Genomic DNA, 16,281 nt, shown 5'->3' with positions numbered 1-16,281 from the left:
GTGGACCGGAACGTCCGCCGTGCGCGTACGGCGGACGGCTGGAACGGCCGCCGTGCGCGGTGGCTGGAACGTCCGCTGTCCGCGGAGGTGCGGGCTCAGGCGTTCGCCCCGCGTCAACAGTGCGTGTCACCCCATTTAGCCCCAACCTTGGGCAAGCTCTTGGGCCTTATCGCTCTGAGCAGACGCGTTCGTGTTGACTGTCAAGCCCCTCTTGCATATGTTTCCTGTTGGCACTCTCCCCTTGAGAGTGCCAACGTGCGACGAGGCAGGTCTGACACCCGCGACGGCAGGCCCCGCTGGTCGCCTCTTCTAGATCATTCAAATCTGAAGGGGAGGTCCGATCGTGACGACCGCCACCAAGGTTCCCGTTAAGCCGCTCGGCGACCGCATCGTGGTTCAGCCGCTTGAGGCCGAGCAGACGACCGCTTCCGGCCTGGTCATTCCTGACACCGCCAAGGAGAAGCCGCAAGAGGGCAAGGTCCTCGCGGTGGGCCCGGGCAACTGGGATGAGGACGGCGACAAGCGTATTCCGCTCGACGTCGCTGAGGGCGACATCGTCCTCTACAGCAAGTACGGCGGCACTGAGGTCAAGTACGGCGGCGAGGAGTACCTCGTGCTCTCCGCCCGCGACGTTCTCGCGATCATCGAGAAGTAAGCCGGATGCGTCGGGCCCCGGGCGCGCGTCTCGTCTGAGCGCGTGCGGCCGGGGCTTTCGACGCTAGGAGAGGACTTTCAGCATGGCGAAGATCCTAGCGTTCGACGAGGACGCACGCCGCGCGCTTGAGCGCGGCGTCAACGCCCTCGCGGACGCCGTGAAGGTAACCCTCGGCCCCCGTGGCCGCAACGTCGTCATCGACAAGAAGTTCGGTGCTCCGACGATCACGAACGACGGCGTGACCATCGCTCGTGAGATCGAGCTGGAGGAGCGCTACGAGAATCTCGGCGCCCAGCTCGCCAAGGAAGTCGCCACCAAGACCAACGACGTCGCCGGTGACGGCACCACCACCGCGACGGTCCTGGCCCAGGCGATGGTCCGCGAGGGCCTGCGCAACGTGGCCGCCGGCGCCTCGCCGCTGTCGCTGAAGCGCGGCATCGACAAGGCCGCCAAGGCGATCAGCGACAAGCTGCTGGCCAGCGCGCGCCCGGTCGAGGACAAGAAGGAGATCGCGAACGTCGCGACCATCTCCGCCCAGGACGCCAAGATCGGCGACCTGATCGCCGAGGCGTTCGACAAGGTGGGCAAGGACGGTGTTCTCACCGTCGAAGAGTCCAACGCCATGGGCATGGAGCTCGAGTTCACCGAGGGCATGCAGTTCGACAAGGGCTACCTGTCGGCGTACATGGTGACCGACCCCGAGCGCATGGAGGCCGTCCTCGAGGACGCCTACATTCTGCTCACCCAGGGCAAGATCTCCTCGATCTCCGACTTCCTGCCGCTGCTCGAGCAGATCGCGCAGACCAAGAAGCCGCTGCTCGTGGTCGCCGAGGACGTCGAGGGCGAAGCCCTGGCCGTCCTGGTCACCAACAAGATCCGTGGCACGTTCACCTCGGTCGCCGTCAAGGCTCCGGGCTTCGGCGACCGCCGCAAGGCCATGCTGCAGGACATCGCCATCCTCACCGGTGGCCAGGTCGTGAGCGAGGAGGTCGGCCTCAAGCTCGAGAACGTCGGCCTTGAGGTGCTCGGCAACGCCCGCCGCATCGTCGTGACGAAGGACAACACGACCATCGTCGACGGCGGCGGCGACCAGCAGGCGATCGAGGACCGGGTCAAGGAGATCAAGATTGCCATCGAGCAGTCCGACTCCGACTGGGACCGCGAGAAGCTGCAGGAGCGCCTTGCGAAGCTGGCCGGCGGTGTGTGCGTGCTGCGCGTCGGCGCCGCCACCGAGGTGGAGCTCAAGGAGAAGAAGCACCGCCTCGAGGACGCGATCTCCGCTACGCGCGCCGCGATCGAGGAGGGCATCGTCTCCGGCGGTGGCTCCGCGCTGATCCACGTCGCCAAGGACCTCGACGACCTGGGCCTGACGGGCGACGAGGCGACCGGTGTCGCCATCGTCCGCCGCTCGCTGGTCGAGCCGACGCGCTGGATCGCCGAGAACGCCGGTCTCGAGGGCTACGTGGTCACCCACAAGGTCTCGGAGCTGTCGGCGGGCCACGGCCTCAACGCCGCCACCGGCGAATACGGCAACCTGCTCGACCAGGGCGTCATCGACCCGGTCAAGGTCACCCGTTCGGCCGTCCAGAACGCCGCGTCGATCGCCGGCATGCTCCTCACCACCGAGGCGCTCGTCGTCGACAAGCCGGAGGAGGAGCCGGCCGCCGCTGGCCAGGGCCACGGTCACGGCCACGGCCACTGAGCCGTTCTTTCACTGAGCCGTTTCTTCCTCACCCGACCCGCGCCTGATTTCCAGGTGCGGGTCGTGTGCTTTCTCCGGCGCGCCCCTGGGCCTCCAACCCCCGCAAAGCCATGTATGGCATATGACATACGGGCAATCCAGTCGAAGCTGCTGAGAGGGTGAGCGAAGGGTGATGAACCGGGAAAGTGGTTTATTCGGGTAAACCGGATGTGTGGCTTAAGCGTCTAGGCGTCTGACAATTTCTGCACATTTGGGGTTATGGGATGAAATATTCTTCCGCAATAAAGGCTTAGTGTGGCCGGTCGATTACCGCGCGTTATCGCCGCGTCAATGTGACCAATCCGTAGCCGTTCACGATGACGACAGGCCCGATCAGTGCGGGCATCATGCCTATCGTGAGCGAGGGAAGCGTCGCCGACGCCAAAATTGGGGTAAGGCTCGCGTCGAGACTTCCGGCACGGACGGATGACTCCGACCTAAGGGAACTGACGAGCCTCGCCGTACAGGGAGATCGCACTGCGATCGAATCCCTGCTCGGCGAGTTGCGTCCGATGGTGGTGCGCTATTGCCGCGCCAGGCTGGGCAGGGTTTCAGGGCAATATCACATTGCCGATGACGTAGCCCAGGAGGTGTGCATCGCGGTCCTGTCCGCGCTGCCGCGATACCGCGACATGGGACGGCCTTTCGCCTCCTTCGTCTTCGGTATCGCCTCGCACAAGGTGGCCGACGCGTTGCGGAGTTCGGTCCGCTCGGCCGTACCGACTCAGGATCTACCGGACGGGCCGGACGACGGACCGGGGCCCGAGGAGACGGTGGTCCGCTACATCGAGGTGGAGTACGCCCGCAGGCTGCTCGCCAGACTCCCCGACAACCAGCGCGAGTTGCTGTTGTTGCGGGTGGTGTCGGGGCTGTCGGCGGAGGAGACCGGTAATGTACTCGGTATGTCACCAGGTGCGGTCCGTGTTGCCCAGCATCGAGCGCTGGCGAGGCTGCGGCAGATGGCCGAACTGGAGTCGGCTTGACGCCGGAGGAGCAGACTGACGCGCTCCTCGACGTGCTGGCCCGCGGCGAGCTGCCCGATTCACGCGATCCGGCCGCGCGGCTGCTCGCCGCGCTGCTGGACGACGTGGATCAGCGGCGCTCCTCGGTGTCGATGACACCGTCGACGTAGCCTCTGGCGTATTCCCAGGTCACGTAGTCGGCCGGGTCAGGGTGAAAGGCCGGCTCGTGCATCTGGGGCTGGCCTTTGTCGATCATCTGGCGCAGATTGCCGCGCAGCAGCTCCCAGTCGAAGAAGTGCTGCTCGCCGCATTCCGGGCAGTCGAGCACCAGGCCCAGCACTCCCTGCTGCTCTAACAAGGAGCGGAAGACCTCGACGTCGGCCAGGTCGGTAATGGCCTCGTCGCGCTCGGAGGCGGTCAGCGGTTCGGCGTCGTCGAGCTCGCCCATCGCTGAGGAAGGGTCGTTCGGGTCGTCCGCGAACGGGTCGCGGGGGACGTCTTCCAGCACCTTCCCACCATATGACCGATGCGGCCACCGCGGTGGTGATTAGCTCAGCCATCCACGCCGGGCGGCCTCCACACCTGCGTGAAAGCGTGATTGCGCGCCAAGCTGAACCATGGCGTCGGCAAACCTGGCCCGTACCGTGCGCACGGAGACACCGAGCTGGCGGGCTATCGAGTCGTCGCACATGCCCTGCGCCGCGAGCCGCAGCACCTGCACCACGCCCTCGCCCCGGCGACCCCAGGGCAGGGGTACGGCCCGGCCCCACAGCTCCTCGAAGAGCGACCGGAGCATGCCCACGACGATCGGGGTCCGGACCAGGTAGAAGTTGTAGGCGTGGTCGGGCAGGTTGCCGCCCCACAGCGCGGGCAGGCCGGCGGCGTCGGGCCCGGCGGTCATGAACCAGCTCGGCACCCGGTCCAGCGTGCGTACGGTCCCGCCGGTGGCCAGCAGCCTGGTCAGCTGGTCGCGTACGCCGGGCAGGGTCAGGGTGGAGACCGGGATGACGGCCCGGACGTTCAGGAGTTTCCGCTGCTGTGCATCGATCCAAGGATCGGCAAATTTCCGTACGAAGTCCGCCATCGTCCGCTCGTCGGGAATGGCGGTGAGTAAGTGCATCGGCGGCGACTGGGACTGCACCGCCATGCCCACCACGCTCTCGTAGAGCACGTCGGCCCCGCTCACCATCTCAACCCGGAACGCGCCGTTCTGGTAGTCGTGCCCCACGTCGTAGTCGCGGATCAGCCCTCTGATCGAGCCGAGGGCGGAGTCGATGCGCCTGCTCTCCTCGGCCAGCCGGTCGAGGCGCTCGGCGATCAGCCGGCCGAGCGCGGCGGCGGGGTGCCGGGCGAGGTATTCGCCCGATTGTTCGTCGATCACCCCGAGCCTGACGAGATCGTCGAGCTGTCTGCTCACCTTGTCGACGGGACCGTCCATGGCCTCGGCCAGTTCGGTACGCGTAGCCCTGTGCAGGCGCAGCACCGCCGTGTAAAGCGCGGTCTGGGCCGGGTCGAGGCCCAGCGTCGCGAGGGGAGCGTCCGCGAGAGGGTCGGACAGGGCGTGGGACTCGCTGCGCATATAAGGGGCTCCGTAGGGGGGACACGGGCGTGTCGTGAGAATAACTCGGCGATACGTCCTTGTCCGCTCCTTGCGTGGACTCCTTGGCCACATGTGCAGCTTCGTGCAATTGCACGTTTTCACATTGCGGTGTGCCGATGAGTAACGCAGGCTTAACCCAGCGTCGGCATCCACTTGAGCTGGCAGCGCTTGCCATCAGGACGCGGAGGGGGGTTCGGTGGCGCTTTATGCGCTTCCGCCCGGATGTCGGTGGCCGGAGGATGGGGCGGATCACCGACCGCCCCATCCTCCGGCTCTTTGGGATGCCGGGGGTACGACGGGCCGTGGGGGTCATCGTGCTCCCGGCCTCGGGACGTTTTGCATGTAGGCCCTAGACTTGCCTCATCAGCATCGGCAGGAGGGGCCGCAGCATGTCCAAGTTCACCGAGACGGGTCTGACCTTCGACGACGTGTTGCTCGTCCCAAGCTATTCAGACCTGCAACCTGGTGACGCGGACACCGGTTCGCGCCTGTCGCGCGGTATCAACCTGTCGATCCCGCTGGTCTCCGCCGCGATGGACACCGTCACCGAGGCCCGCATGGCCGTCGCCATGGCCCGCCAGGGCGGCATCGGCATCCTGCACCGCAACCTGTCGGTGGAGGAGCAGGCCCAGCAGGTCGACCTGGTCAAACGGTCCGAGGCCGGGATGGTCACCAACCCGGTGACCTGCACTCCCGACGACACCCTGGCCGACGTGGAGCGGCTGTGCGCGACGTACCGGATCTCCGGGGTGCCCGTCACCGACCTCTCCGGCGTGCTCGTCGGCATCGTGACCAACCGCGACATGCGCTTCGAGACCGACCAGTCGCGGCCGGTGCGTGCGGTCATGACCCCGATGCCGCTGGTCACCGCCCCGGTCGGGGTGTCGCGTGACGGCGCGTTCGAGCTGCTGCGGCACAACAAGATCGAGAAGCTGCCCCTGGTCGATCCCGACGGCCGGCTGCGCGGTCTGATCACGGTTAAAGACTTCACCAAGAGCGAGCAATATCCGCTGGCCACCAAGGACGCGGACGGCCGCCTGGTCGTCGGCGCCGCCGTGGGCGTCGGCGGTGACGCGGAGCTGCGGGCCAAGGCGCTGATCGAGGCGGGCGTCGACGTGGTCGTGGTCGACGTCGCGCACGGCCACTCCAAGGGCCTGGCCGACATGGTCGCCAAGCTCAAGGCCAACAGCAAGGTCGACGTCATCGGCGGCAACATCGCGACCAGGGCGGGCGCCCAGATGCTCGTCGACGCGGGCGCCGACGCGGTCAAGGTCGGCGTGGGCCCCGGCTCCATCTGCACCACCCGCGTCGTGGCCGGCGTGGGCGCGCCGCAGGTCACCGCCATCTACCAGGCGTCGCTGGCGTGCGGCCCGGCCGGCGTGCCGGTCATCGGCGACGGCGGTCTGCAATACTCCGGCGACATCGTCAAGGCCATCGCCGCCGGCGCCGACACGGTCATGCTCGGCTCGCTGCTCGCCGGCTGCGAGGAGTCGCCCGGTGAGCTGATCTTCATCAACGGCAAGCAGTTCAAGTCGTACCGGGGGATGGGCTCGCTCGGCGCGGTCCGCAACCGCGAGCGCGGCGGCATGTCCTTCAGCAAGGACCGCTACGCGCAGGCCGACATCGGCGGCGAGGACAAATACATCCCCGAGGGCATCGAAGGCCAGGTCCCCTTCCGGGGACCGGTCGCGGCGGTCGCCCACCAGCTCGTCGGCGGCCTGCGCCAGGGCATGTGGTACGCCGGCTGCCGCACGATCACGCAGATGCACACCGACTGTGAGCTCATGCCGATCACGGCGGCGGGACTCACGGAGAGCCATCCCCACGACATTCAGATGACCGTGGAAGCCCCGAACTATCACAGAAGGTAAGACATGACTCAGCAGGTGGAGATCGGCCGGGGCAAGACCGGTCGCCGGGCCTACGCGCTCGACGAGATCGGCCTCGTACCCTCCCGGCGCACTCGTGACCCGGAGGAGGTCTCGATCGCCTGGCAGATCGACGCTTACCGGTTCGAACTACCCGTGGTCGTCGCCCCCATGGACAGCGTGGTCTCGCCCGCCACCGCGATCGAGATCGGCCGCCTCGGCGGCCTGGCCCCCCTCGACCTCGAAGGGCTCTGGACCCGCTACGACGACCCGTCGCCGCTGCTGGAGGAGTGTGCCTCGCTCGACGCCGAGGCCGCGACCAAGCGGCTGCAGGAGATCTACACGGCGCCGATCAAGGAAGAGCTGATCGGCCGCCGGATCGCGGAGATCCGGGAGTCCGGCGTGACCACGGCGGTCCGCCTGTCTCCGCAGCGTACGGTGCAGTATCACAAGGCCGTCATTGACGCGGGCGTGGACATCTTCGTCATCCGCGGCACCACGGTCTCGGCCGAGCACGTCTCGGGCCGGGCCGAGCCGCTGAACCTCAAGCAGTTCATCTACGAGCTCGACGTGCCGGTCATCGTGGGCGGCTGCGCCACCTACACGGCCGCCCTGCACCTCATGCGTACCGGCGCGGCGGGCGTCCTGGTCGGCTTCGGCGGCGGCGCCTCCCACACCACCCGCAACGTGCTGGGCGTGGCCGTACCGATGGCCACCGCGATCTCCGACGTCGCCGCCGCCCGCCGCGACTACATGGACGAATCAGGCGGCCGCTACGTCCACGTGATCGCCGACGGCGGCATGGGCACCTCGGGCGACATCGCCAAGGCCATCGCCTGCGGCGCCGACGCGGTCATGGTCGGCTCCCCGCTCGCCCGCGCGACGGAGGCCCCCGGCCATGGCTTCCACTGGGGCTCGGAGGCACACCACCCGGACCTGCCTCGGGGCCGGCGGGTGGCGTTCGACACGGTGGGCAGCCTGGAGCAGATCCTGCACGGGCCGTCCAGCGTGGCCGACGGGTCCATGAACCTGATGGGGGCGTTGAAGCGGACGATGGCCTCGACGGGCTACTCGGACATCAAGGAGTTCCAGCGCGTCGAGGTCGTGGTCGCTCCTACCCAGCGCTGACCATTTAGCGCCCACCCGCTTCCGGCCCAAAGGCCTTCGCGGGTGGGCGCTTCGCGCTTCGGGGGCAGACGTTGCTCCCAGTCGGGCCGGAGGGCTGAAGGGCCTCGCTCCGCTCGGACGTCCTTATGCAGCGCGGCTCCGCCACGCCCACGGCATATTGATGGGCCCCCAAGCTACCCATGATCGGATGGCCGGTAGCGTCTCGGTGATCGCTGTGGTGACCCGGTACAGTCGGCCGCCCCACTCCTCATCTTTGGCGCGGCCCCGGAAGTGATGTATTGATCAGGCGGTAAGTCGGTAGCCACCTGGTGGTAGGGCTGCGACCCTGGGGCCGGAGTCTTGTTTGTCGTGGTCGGCCTACCGGCCCCGGGGCTTGGGTGGTTGGGGTGATCTGGTCGGCGTAGGCCCGGTATGGGTGTCGGCCAGGTTGTCCGACCCGGCCCGCAGGAGGCCGGCCAGGTGGTTGGCCACCGGCATTGCGGCCTGGAGGACCATCGTGACGGCCGTCCGCTCAGCCGGGGTCGGCGCAGAGCTGGGAGGTCAAGGCGGTGCGGGCCCACTCTTCCCACATGTCCGGTGACCAGTCGCGGTCGCGGACGAAGATCAGGTAGAGCTGCGGGCTGAGCAGGCCGAACAGCAGGTCCGCCGCCATCTCGACGGAGAGGCCGGGGCGGATGTCGGGCTTGCGGGCCAGGGCTTCGGCCGCTGCGTACTGCACGGTGTAACGCGGGTCGGGGCCGTCCGGCCACTGTGCGGCGATCTCAGGGTCGGTGGCCGCGGCAGCCGCGATCAGCGGCATGATCGGGGCGACCCGGCCCAGGATCTCGCGGGTGCCGTGGACGTGCGCGCGCAATTGCCCGGCTGCGGTGGGCTCGGCGCACGCGGCGCGAAACCACTCACGATCCATGGTGGCGACCGGCTCGGTATCCCCGGCGATGGATGTGTCGACGACGTCCTTGAACAGCGTGCGCTTGTTGCGGAAGACGAAATAGACCGTCTGGACGGCCACGCCCGCCTGGTCCGCGACCTCCTGCAGGCTCGTCGCCCCGTAACCCTGCGCGACGAACAGCTCGCGAGCCGCCTCGACGACCTTTTCACGGGTGCGGCGTGAGCGCTCGGCTCGCTTGTCCGGCCGCTTGACTTTGTCCATATTGCGAGTATATCTCTAGAGTATGCCACTAGAGTTCAACTCTAGATTCTTGGAGGAGACGATGGACCAGCCCAACGCCATCCAGAAGCCGGAGCCGGACCTGGCCTCAACGCAGCGAGACCAGGAGGAGGAGTCCGTCCACCGCGCACTGGAGGGCTACTACCGCACCGGCAAGCCGCCGTGGGACACCGGCGTGACGCCGCCCGAGCTGGTCGCCCTGGTGGAGGGGCACGGCGCGCTGCCGCCCGGCCGCGCCCTCGAACTCGGCTGCGGCACGGGGACCAACGCCATCTACCTGGCACGGCACGGCTGGGAGGTGGCGGCCGTCGACCTGATCGACCGCGCCGTCGACCAGGCCAGGGAGAAGGCCGCGGAGGCGGGAGTGGCGGTACGGCTGCTGCACGGAGACGCCACCCGCCTCGACGAGCTCGACGTGCCGGGCCCCTTCGACCTGTTCTTCGACCTGAGCTGCTACTGCGGGGTCCCGCTGCACCGCCGCGACGCCTACGCCGCCGGGCTCACCCACCGCGCCGCTCCTGGAGCACGGTTGCTGATGTTCGGGTACGGCCCCGAGCCGCTCGGCAATCCGATCCCCGAGGTCACGTCGTGGGCGGCGGGCGTCACAGCCGACGAGCTCCGCGCCAGGTTCCCCGGCTGGGAACTACTCGACGTCACACCGGGCACCAACTCGGTGCCGACCTTCTGGTTCACGCTACGCCGCGACGCCTAGCAATCTCCGGTCGCGGGTTTGTGTCAGCGCCCGACCTGGCAGCTGCGGCTGGTATGTTATTGGTTGATTACTAACCTAGGAGTGGGTATGACAACCGACCAAGACCACGCCAGCCGCCGCACCGCTGCCCAGCACACCGTGGCCGAGCACCTGCGCCTAACCGCCGCAGGACGCACCGACGAATGGGTGACGCTGTTCGCTCCGGACGCGGTGCTTGAGTTCCCGTTCGCGCCGGTCGGCGTGCCTCAACGGGTGACGGGGCGAGACGCACTGCTGGCGCACATGAGCAACTTTCCCGAGACCTTCGACGTAGAGTTCGTCGACCTGGTGTTCCACCCGACGGTCGATCCGAGTCTCGTGATCGCCGAATTCCGCTCGACGGGCACCGCGCTGCCGACCGGCAAGCCGTACGAGCAGAGGTGCGTCTCTGTCGTCCGGACCGATAAAGACGCGCGCATCACCCACTACCTGGACTACTGGAACCCGCTGGTGGCGATCGAGGCACTCACACCCCACGACGTGCCGGCCGACCCTGAGCTCAGCGTGACGTTTGGAGGTTGAGGGTCCATGCCCGCCGCCGGCACCAGCACGAAGAGCGACGAACGACGTCGGGCCATCGTGGCCGCCGCGATGGATTGCTTCGCGCAGAAGGGTTTCTACGGTACGACGACGCACGAGGTGGCCGAGCGGGTCGGCATCTCTCAGCCATATCTCTATCGCCTGTACCCGAACAAGGAAGCGCTGTTCGCGGCGGTGGTCGACCACGTGTCCGTCGTGATGACCGAAACCTTGGTCGCGCACTCGCCGGCGTCGGGTGAGGCCGGGCTGACGTCCGAGGCGGCGTCGAGAGGGGCCGGGCCGGCGTCCGAGGCCGCGTTGGATGCGGCACGCGGTGCCTACACCGCGCTCATCGCGGACCGGACCATCCTGCGTTTCCTCATGCACGCGAACTGTGCCGCAGGCGAGCCGCTGGTAGGGCAGGCCGTGCGTCGGTGCTACGCGAAGCAGGTTGACACCGTTCGGCGGCTGCTGGGCGACGATGACGCCGTGCGGCGCTGGTTCGGCGCCGGAATGCTCGACAACGTGGTCGCCGTGCTGGGTCTGGCCGACATCGATGAGCCGTGGGCGCACGTACTCGCCGCTCGATGACCTGTCGCCGGGGGATACGCCCGATCGGGAACAGCAGGAGCACAGCGAGCACCAGCGTGACCATGGTGGAACCTGGCCGGGACGCCGTCGTGGGCGCGTACGTGGACGGCAAGTTCGCGGGCAGTGGCACCGCTGGGTCGCGGCCGCTCAACGGCGAAGGCGGCCCGATCCCGGCGGACTCCCGCTACTACCCCGGCTCCAACGGCACCCTGCGCGACGTACACCGCTTCAATGCCAGCTGAGGCAGGGGCGCCGGCGGCGTCGTCTCGACCACGAAGGACGTCAGTACCTTCCAGCGAGCCTTCGACCAGGGCAGGCTGCTGCCGCCGTCGCTACGGGAGATCCTCACCGGTGGGCCCCGTGGCAGCGGCGGCGCGCAGCAGGGCACGGGCCGGTGCGAAGAAGACCTGAGAATTCAGGGCGGCTCGGCGCCCGGCTGCACCACACTGATCCTCTTCTCGACCGATGGCCGGCAGCAGTTCTAGATTTCCGTCTCCAGGAAGTACGAGATCTCGTTCGCGACGACGTCGGGCATCTCGAGACCACACAGGTGTCCAAGCTCGCTCAGCAGGACCGCACGGCTGCCGGGGATGCGCCGCACGTCGTCAAGCTGCTTGGCTTGATCTACGACGACGTCCTTTCCGCCGAGTATGTAGCAGGTCGGTATGCGTATCTCAGACAGCTCGTCGGCCTGGCTCGTCAGCGCACCGCCGGCCAGCCAGCCGTGCCACATCTGTTCGGTGACGGTCAGCATGCTGCTCGTCAGACTCGAGGTCTTCGAGGGATCTACCGAGATCGCTGCCACTCCTTGCGTGAGAGCCTCGACGTTGCCGTAGGCGGCATCGAAGCCGGCGATCACCTCGTCCCCGGCAGTCGTCCCCGCGGCGTTCCACGGAACAACACCGACCAGCGCACGTACCTCATCCGGGTAGTCGAGCGCGATACGCACCGCGATCGCACCACCAAGGGAATAGCCGACGAGGCAGTAGGCGTCGACGCCCACCTCGTTGATCGCGTCGTGCAGGGTCGCGGCCAGTGTGGACAGTCTCCCGTCCGCCGGCGCGCGTACGGACTGACCATGTCCGGGCAGGTCGAAGATCAAGACGCGGAACCCGCTCAGGTGTCGCGCGATTCCGGTCATGAGATCAGCCGAGGCGCCGAATCCTGGCAGCATGACAAGGGTCAGAGGGCCCTGGCCGTGTTCCTCCCAGTAAATGCCTGAACTGGTGTGGGGCATCGCGATCTCCTTAGCCTCGGCGAAGGTTGTCGGGTATACACGTACGGCTCCACCCGCACCGCAGGCGGGTCCCGCCATGGGCGCATCATCTCGTTCAGCGCGCCTGGGGGGTGTGGCTCGCGGTGAAGGCCAGAAGAAGCGCGGCGGTCCGCTGCGGATCCTCCATGATGGGCGAGTGCCCAACACCGGCCAGCAACTCCACTTTCGCGCCCGGAACGGCGCTGTATTCGGCGGCGGAGGAGGATCGCCATCTCCGATCTTCCTCACCGAAGATCACCAGCAGTGGCTTGCCGAGGGGAATCAGCCGATCGGGGAGCGCGCGCTGATTCACATAGTCATCGCCGGTCTGCGTTGTCGCGATGAGGGCGTGGTAGGTCATGCCGCGCGCGTCGTCCACGACCGCCTGCGGGACCTCGTAGCCGCGGCGGCTGAACGCGGTGCTCGCGGCGTTGCGGATCAGGCTGTCGGTCCGAAGCCGCCACAGCAGTTGGCCGATGACGGGGGTGTACAAGAGCCCGCCGACGCCGCCGGCTGAGACGGCGGCGGCCAAACGGGGCGCGGTGTCGATGAGAACGAGCGAGGTCACCAGGTCGGGGCGTTGCTCAGCGAGAGCGGTGGCGACCGCGCCACCGGTGGAATGGCCGACCACTGTGGCGTGCTTGACCCCGAGCCGGTCCATTGCCTCACCGACCCGGAGTCCCTGCTCCGGCATCCCGTAGCCACCGCCGGCCGGCTTGGCCGACCGGCCGTGCCCGAGCAGGTCGATCCGGATGACGCGATGGGACTTGGTCAGCAGCGGAACGAGCGCGTCCCACGAGCGGGTCGACGCGGCGAGCCCGTGGATCAGTACGAGTGCCGGGGCATCAGCGGGGCCGTCCTGGCGCACATAGATGTTCCCGCCGTTGAGGGGCAGGGTCGGATCCCCACTGGCCTCGGCGCTCTGCCGCGTCACCACCTCCGCGTTCACGAGGAGCAACCCGACGACGACGAAGAGGACAGCCGAGGCGATCAAGAGGCGCCGCCACCGCCGTGCCGGGCTGCTCACATCAGCCTGCCGGTGCGGAAACCGCAGGTCGGCGTCGGCGAAACAACGGGGTCATCAAGCCCCAGGGAGATAATCACGGCCCCACTGTCGTCCCTGGTGCGCGCCGGTAGCTTGTACAAATGTTCCGGTGAGAGCGTCGTTGACCGACTGTGATTACCGAGAGTTACCTTGGGCTGGTTGCGCGAACCCGAATGGGCCCCGTTCAAGCGGGCAGGTGCCACGAGGGGCCGTCGGGATCGCCGAGCCACACCTTCTGCCCCTGCCCGGTGACCGTGAGGCCGTACCCCGACCGCGGCGGCTGCCCCGCCGCTTCCCAGGTCGAGACCGCCTCTTCGACGCCATCCCACAGCTGCAACGGCCCGTGCTGGCGTACCAGCCAACCTCCGTCCGGCGACGGCTCGGTGGTGGCCTGTGAGCCGGTTGCCACGTCCAGGAGGATGATCCGGTCGCCCGCCCCCGTCTTCTCCGCCGACGGGGCGCCGAGCTGGGCCACGAACACGCCGGTCGGGTCGTTCAGAACGCGCGGATCGATCACGCTCTCGCGCTGCTCGCCCAGGCCGATCAGGTAGTGCGAGCGCGGTGGCCGGTCGTGGGGCCGGGCGAACATGAACGACAGCTCGTCGGCCAGGAAGGGTCCGGTCGCGGTGCCGTCGTCGGCACCCTCCACCCCATCCTCGCGCGCTGCCACGGCGTGAACTCGAAGGCTGCTTCGCGGCAATTACTGACGAGGATCCAGGCGATGGAGAGGTACGCATGAGCTCAAGCATGGCCGCGGCCGCCTTGGGTCGATCGGAGGCACGGCCCGGCAGACGCCCGTCGACGCGGCTTCGCTCGCGCCACCAGGGGTCCTCTCGCCAGAGATCAAAGCGCAGCTAAGATCATTCTGTTGGGGGCTCTCATGCGCGTGATCTTGGGAATGGCCGCGAAGCGTCCGGGGGCGGATATCGGGCGGCCCCTCGCCTTGGCCCGGTCGCTGCTCGGTGACGTTTTCCCGGTGCCATCGGAAACCGTCGATGCCGCTGAGTGGGTCGGGCCGGGGAGCCGCCTTGCTCGCCTGGTCCAATGAGCAAGCGGCTGATTCACGCCCACCGCTGATCGTGCGTGCTTACCGGCGCTTTTCCCGGGAAGCCGCCCGCGATCACCGATCTGATTCGTATCGATATCCCGCAGGAGATCTGAGGGAAGGCACCGGAAGTCCGGAATCAAGATCCAGACTGTGTTAAGGTCACGAACCTGCAACGGGGGCTGCAGGGTGACGGCTGCCCCTTTGGGTGTCCTTTCCATGAACCGGGCCGATTCCTCGCCGCGTTCGAAGTCCGCGTCACCAGCCCACACAGACCTGAACTCCCTCATCGGGAAACGTCTGCCAAGGAGAATTACAGATCGTGTCTATTTTCCGAACCAGAACGAGTCGTGCCGTGGTCGCACTGTCCACTGCCTCGGTGCTGTTAGCCGCCGTGACGCCGCCGGCCCAGGCCACCACCGATGGCGGCGGCGTCGCCGCCTTCCTGCGGGACACCATGAACGGTCTGCGCTTCGAGCAGGTCCTCGACCTGGCGCCGCCGGCATCCCCGCAGGCTCGGACGCTTTCCAATGGCGTCGACAAGGACGCGAAGACGGCCGCCGACTACGCCCGGTTGTTCGCCAATGCGGCCGACCCCAAACCCATCGTCCAGCAGCCGCAACTCGACGTGACCGTACTGGAGTTGGACCGGCGGGGCCGGCCGGTGTCGTCCGGCACGGTCCTGATGAGCCCGCAGTATCCGAACGGGATCGTCGTGCCGGTGGACCGGAACTTCCACACTGATCAGGTGCGCTGGCGGCAGTGGGACGACGCCGGATGGTACGCCAACCAGGGCAAGGGCACCATCGACATCGTGCCGGGCCGGGAGAACGCGCCCATCGACTTCATGCTCCCCTACCCGGCCTCCGTCCTGAAACTGATGGTCAACTTCGGGGTGCTGCGCCTGGTGGACAAGGGCGTGATCAAGCTTGACGACACCTACGACTACCAGCCGACCACGGTCAGCTCACTGTGCGGTGGGCCGTCGAGCAACACCATCAGCGCCTACATGGACGCCTCGATCACCTCTTCCTCCAACGCCGCGTCCTGTGCGTTGGTGAAGCTGCTGCACGACAAGGGCGCGGTGGACGAGCTCAACCAGACCTTCCAGGACCTGGGCCTGGAGACCATGCAGCTGAAGAACACCAACCCGGCCAACGGCGGGCGCTGGTCCAACCCGGTCACGATGAACTCGTTGGACACGGCCAAGCTGCTCGCGCTGGTCGATGGCGTACAGGGCACGGCGTGGACCGCCCCCAACGGTTCACCGGTCACCGGCGCGGTGCTGAGCCCCACCTCCCGCCAGGTCTTCAAGAAGCTGCTCGGCGAGCAGGGCTTCAACGACATGCTCTCCACCACCAACCGGTGCGGCAGCGCGTACCCGGCCGCGGGCATCCCGCAGCGGGTGGCTTCGCGGTGGGTGGCCGCCGATGGCACGGTGACGGTCGAGGGCAACAAGTTCGGCAAGGACGTCCGGCCGTGCAACAAGCAGGCGCAGGTCACCTTCGCGCACAAGACCGGCTGGGTCGGCAACTCGGGAGCTGACGCGGGCATCGTACGGTCCCTGCCGGGCAAGGCCGGCCGCCACTACGTCGTCGTGGCCTTCACCAACCTCGGCACCCAGTACGTGGACGCCAACCGGCCGGCGACCGAGCCCGGTGTCTACCCCGTCGCCTACACCGAGAAGCTGGCCCAACTGGGCTCGGCGATCGACCGGTACGAGGCCGCCGGGCTCGCCCAACGCACCAAGAGCTGATCAGCGCCAAGAGCTGATCAGCACCAAGAGCTGATCATCCGCAATAGCCAGCCGCGTTGACGGCGGGCCCATGATGCCGATGTTCCCGGCCCGCGAGACCGATGCGGCCGGGAACATCGGCATCATCTGTTCACTCTCATAACGCTTTTTCGGCAGCTGACCAAGAAGGGGTGTAATCGACGAAGGGAGCATGGCCG

Annotated in this window: 18 protein-coding genes; 11 read left to right on the top strand and 7 right to left on the bottom strand. The window is 67.6% G+C overall.

The genetic code is table 11. The features are described from left to right. Positions 1-340 precede the first annotated feature (340 nt). The 4 genes from groES to ACGFJ2_RS41030 all read left to right on the top strand — a co-directional run bounded on the left by groES (position 341) and on the right by ACGFJ2_RS41030 (position 3,528). A complete protein-coding gene (gene groES, locus ACGFJ2_RS41045; RefSeq protein ID WP_214633886.1) occupies positions 341-655 on the top strand; it encodes a co-chaperone GroES in 315 nt (104 codons plus the stop codon). An 82-nt stretch (positions 656-737) separates the two neighbouring features. After that, positions 738-2,357: a chaperonin GroEL gene (gene groL / locus ACGFJ2_RS41040; protein WP_393477782.1), complete on the top strand. Its 1,620-nt coding sequence runs from the start codon at positions 738-740 to the stop codon at positions 2,355-2,357. A 386-nt stretch (positions 2,358-2,743) separates the two neighbouring features. Beyond that, positions 2,744-3,379 carry a sigma-70 family RNA polymerase sigma factor gene (locus ACGFJ2_RS41035; protein ID WP_357651164.1) on the top strand — a complete coding sequence of 212 codons (636 nt, stop codon included), beginning with the start codon at positions 2,744-2,746 and terminating at the stop codon, positions 3,377-3,379. Continuing rightward, a complete protein-coding gene (locus ACGFJ2_RS41030; protein WP_357650738.1) occupies positions 3,376-3,528 on the top strand; it encodes a hypothetical protein in 153 nt (50 codons plus the stop codon). The genes ACGFJ2_RS41035 and ACGFJ2_RS41030 overlap by 4 nt, the downstream gene beginning before the upstream one ends. Here the strand turns inward: ACGFJ2_RS41030 and ACGFJ2_RS41025 are convergent. Together ACGFJ2_RS41025 and ACGFJ2_RS41020 are read right to left on the bottom strand one after the other, a co-directional pair. Beyond that, positions 3,489-3,866 carry a DUF5319 domain-containing protein gene (locus ACGFJ2_RS41025; RefSeq protein ID WP_225293853.1) on the bottom strand — a complete coding sequence of 126 codons (378 nt, stop codon included), beginning with the start codon at positions 3,864-3,866 and terminating at the stop codon, positions 3,489-3,491. The two genes, ACGFJ2_RS41030 and ACGFJ2_RS41025, sit on opposite strands and share 40 nt — an antisense overlap. A 39-nt stretch (positions 3,867-3,905) precedes the next feature. Further along, a complete protein-coding gene (locus ACGFJ2_RS41020) occupies positions 3,906-4,937 on the bottom strand; it encodes a helix-turn-helix domain-containing protein (protein ID WP_357948278.1) in 1,032 nt (343 codons plus the stop codon). Positions 4,938-5,347: 410 nt separating this feature from the next. Here ACGFJ2_RS41020 and guaB point away from each other — a divergent pair, with 410 nt between their 5' ends. Beyond that, positions 5,348-6,829: an IMP dehydrogenase gene (guaB, locus tag ACGFJ2_RS41015; RefSeq protein WP_393477778.1), complete on the top strand. Its 1,482-nt coding sequence runs from the start codon at positions 5,348-5,350 to the stop codon at positions 6,827-6,829. Between the two features lie 3 nt (positions 6,830-6,832). Continuing rightward, entirely contained in the window at positions 6,833-7,954 is a 1,122-nt protein-coding gene (locus ACGFJ2_RS41010; protein ID WP_357948283.1) for a GuaB3 family IMP dehydrogenase-related protein, read from the top strand. Positions 7,955-8,465: 511 nt separating this feature from the next. Here the strand turns inward: ACGFJ2_RS41010 and ACGFJ2_RS41005 are convergent. Next, positions 8,466-9,104, bottom strand: a complete 639-nt coding sequence (locus ACGFJ2_RS41005; protein WP_393477774.1) for a TetR/AcrR family transcriptional regulator — start codon at positions 9,102-9,104, stop codon at positions 8,466-8,468. A 61-nt stretch (positions 9,105-9,165) separates the two neighbouring features. Between ACGFJ2_RS41005 and ACGFJ2_RS41000 the strand changes: the two genes are divergently transcribed. From ACGFJ2_RS41000 to ACGFJ2_RS40985, 4 genes are all read left to right on the top strand, one after another. Further along, entirely contained in the window at positions 9,166-9,834 is a 669-nt protein-coding gene (locus ACGFJ2_RS41000; RefSeq protein WP_358179503.1) for a class I SAM-dependent methyltransferase, read from the top strand. Positions 9,835-9,921: 87 nt separating this feature from the next. Then, entirely contained in the window at positions 9,922-10,395 is a 474-nt protein-coding gene (locus ACGFJ2_RS40995) for a nuclear transport factor 2 family protein (RefSeq protein WP_393477771.1), read from the top strand. Positions 10,396-10,401: 6 nt separating this feature from the next. Beyond that, complete coding sequence (locus tag ACGFJ2_RS40990) at positions 10,402-10,983, top strand: TetR/AcrR family transcriptional regulator (RefSeq protein ID WP_393477769.1); 582 nt, start codon at positions 10,402-10,404, stop codon at positions 10,981-10,983. A 56-nt stretch (positions 10,984-11,039) separates the two neighbouring features. Continuing rightward, entirely contained in the window at positions 11,040-11,225 is a 186-nt protein-coding gene (locus ACGFJ2_RS40985) for a hypothetical protein (RefSeq protein ID WP_393477766.1), read from the top strand. A gap of 239 nt (positions 11,226-11,464) precedes the next feature. Here ACGFJ2_RS40985 and ACGFJ2_RS40980 read toward each other — a convergent pair whose 3' ends face one another. The 3 genes from ACGFJ2_RS40980 to ACGFJ2_RS40970 form a co-directional block, all read right to left on the bottom strand. Continuing rightward, positions 11,465-12,220 (bottom strand): alpha/beta fold hydrolase, encoded by a 756-nt coding sequence (locus ACGFJ2_RS40980; RefSeq protein WP_393477764.1) that lies wholly within the window; start codon positions 12,218-12,220, stop codon positions 11,465-11,467. A 94-nt stretch (positions 12,221-12,314) separates the two neighbouring features. Continuing rightward, positions 12,315-13,232 (bottom strand): alpha/beta fold hydrolase, encoded by a 918-nt coding sequence (locus ACGFJ2_RS40975; protein ID WP_393477762.1) that lies wholly within the window; start codon positions 13,230-13,232, stop codon positions 12,315-12,317. Between the two features lie 235 nt (positions 13,233-13,467). Further along, on the bottom strand, positions 13,468-13,953 hold the full coding sequence (locus ACGFJ2_RS40970; RefSeq protein ID WP_393477759.1) for a hypothetical protein: 486 nt from the start codon (positions 13,951-13,953) through the stop codon (positions 13,468-13,470). Between the two features lie 697 nt (positions 13,954-14,650). Here ACGFJ2_RS40970 and ACGFJ2_RS40965 point away from each other — a divergent pair. Further along, positions 14,651-16,084 carry a serine hydrolase gene (locus ACGFJ2_RS40965; protein WP_358179513.1) on the top strand — a complete coding sequence of 478 codons (1,434 nt, stop codon included), beginning with the start codon at positions 14,651-14,653 and terminating at the stop codon, positions 16,082-16,084. Here the strand turns inward: ACGFJ2_RS40965 and ACGFJ2_RS40960 are convergent, their stop codons facing one another. Beyond that, positions 16,085-16,276, bottom strand: a complete 192-nt coding sequence (locus tag ACGFJ2_RS40960; protein WP_393477756.1) for a hypothetical protein — start codon at positions 16,274-16,276, stop codon at positions 16,085-16,087. Positions 16,277-16,281 lie beyond the last annotated feature (5 nt).

This window comes from Nonomuraea sp. NPDC049028, from assembly GCF_043197735.1.
Taxonomy (GTDB): domain Bacteria; phylum Actinomycetota; class Actinomycetes; order Streptosporangiales; family Streptosporangiaceae; genus Nonomuraea.
The sequence above is the reverse complement of the archived record's forward strand: the minus strand, read 5'-3'. Positions and strand labels throughout refer to the sequence as shown.

Coding starts and splice junctions, on each gene's coding strand:
- ACGFJ2_RS40990 (WP_393477769.1), top strand. CDS start 10,402: ATGCCCGCCGCCGGCACCAGCACGAAGAGCGACGAACGACGTCGGGCC.
- ACGFJ2_RS41020 (WP_357948278.1), bottom strand. CDS start 4,937: ATGCGCAGCGAGTCCCACGCCCTGTCCGACCCTCTCGCGGACGCTCCC.
- groL (WP_393477782.1), top strand. CDS start 738: ATGGCGAAGATCCTAGCGTTCGACGAGGACGCACGCCGCGCGCTTGAG.
- ACGFJ2_RS40960 (WP_393477756.1), bottom strand. CDS start 16,276: ATGCTCCCTTCGTCGATTACACCCCTTCTTGGTCAGCTGCCGAAAAAG.
- ACGFJ2_RS40995 (WP_393477771.1), top strand. CDS start 9,922: ATGACAACCGACCAAGACCACGCCAGCCGCCGCACCGCTGCCCAGCAC.
- ACGFJ2_RS41010 (WP_357948283.1), top strand. CDS start 6,833: ATGACTCAGCAGGTGGAGATCGGCCGGGGCAAGACCGGTCGCCGGGCC.
- ACGFJ2_RS41005 (WP_393477774.1), bottom strand. CDS start 9,104: ATGGACAAAGTCAAGCGGCCGGACAAGCGAGCCGAGCGCTCACGCCGC.
- ACGFJ2_RS41000 (WP_358179503.1), top strand. CDS start 9,166: ATGGACCAGCCCAACGCCATCCAGAAGCCGGAGCCGGACCTGGCCTCA.
- ACGFJ2_RS40980 (WP_393477764.1), bottom strand. CDS start 12,220: ATGCCCCACACCAGTTCAGGCATTTACTGGGAGGAACACGGCCAGGGC.
- ACGFJ2_RS41035 (WP_357651164.1), top strand. CDS start 2,744: ATGCCTATCGTGAGCGAGGGAAGCGTCGCCGACGCCAAAATTGGGGTA.
- guaB (WP_393477778.1), top strand. CDS start 5,348: ATGTCCAAGTTCACCGAGACGGGTCTGACCTTCGACGACGTGTTGCTC.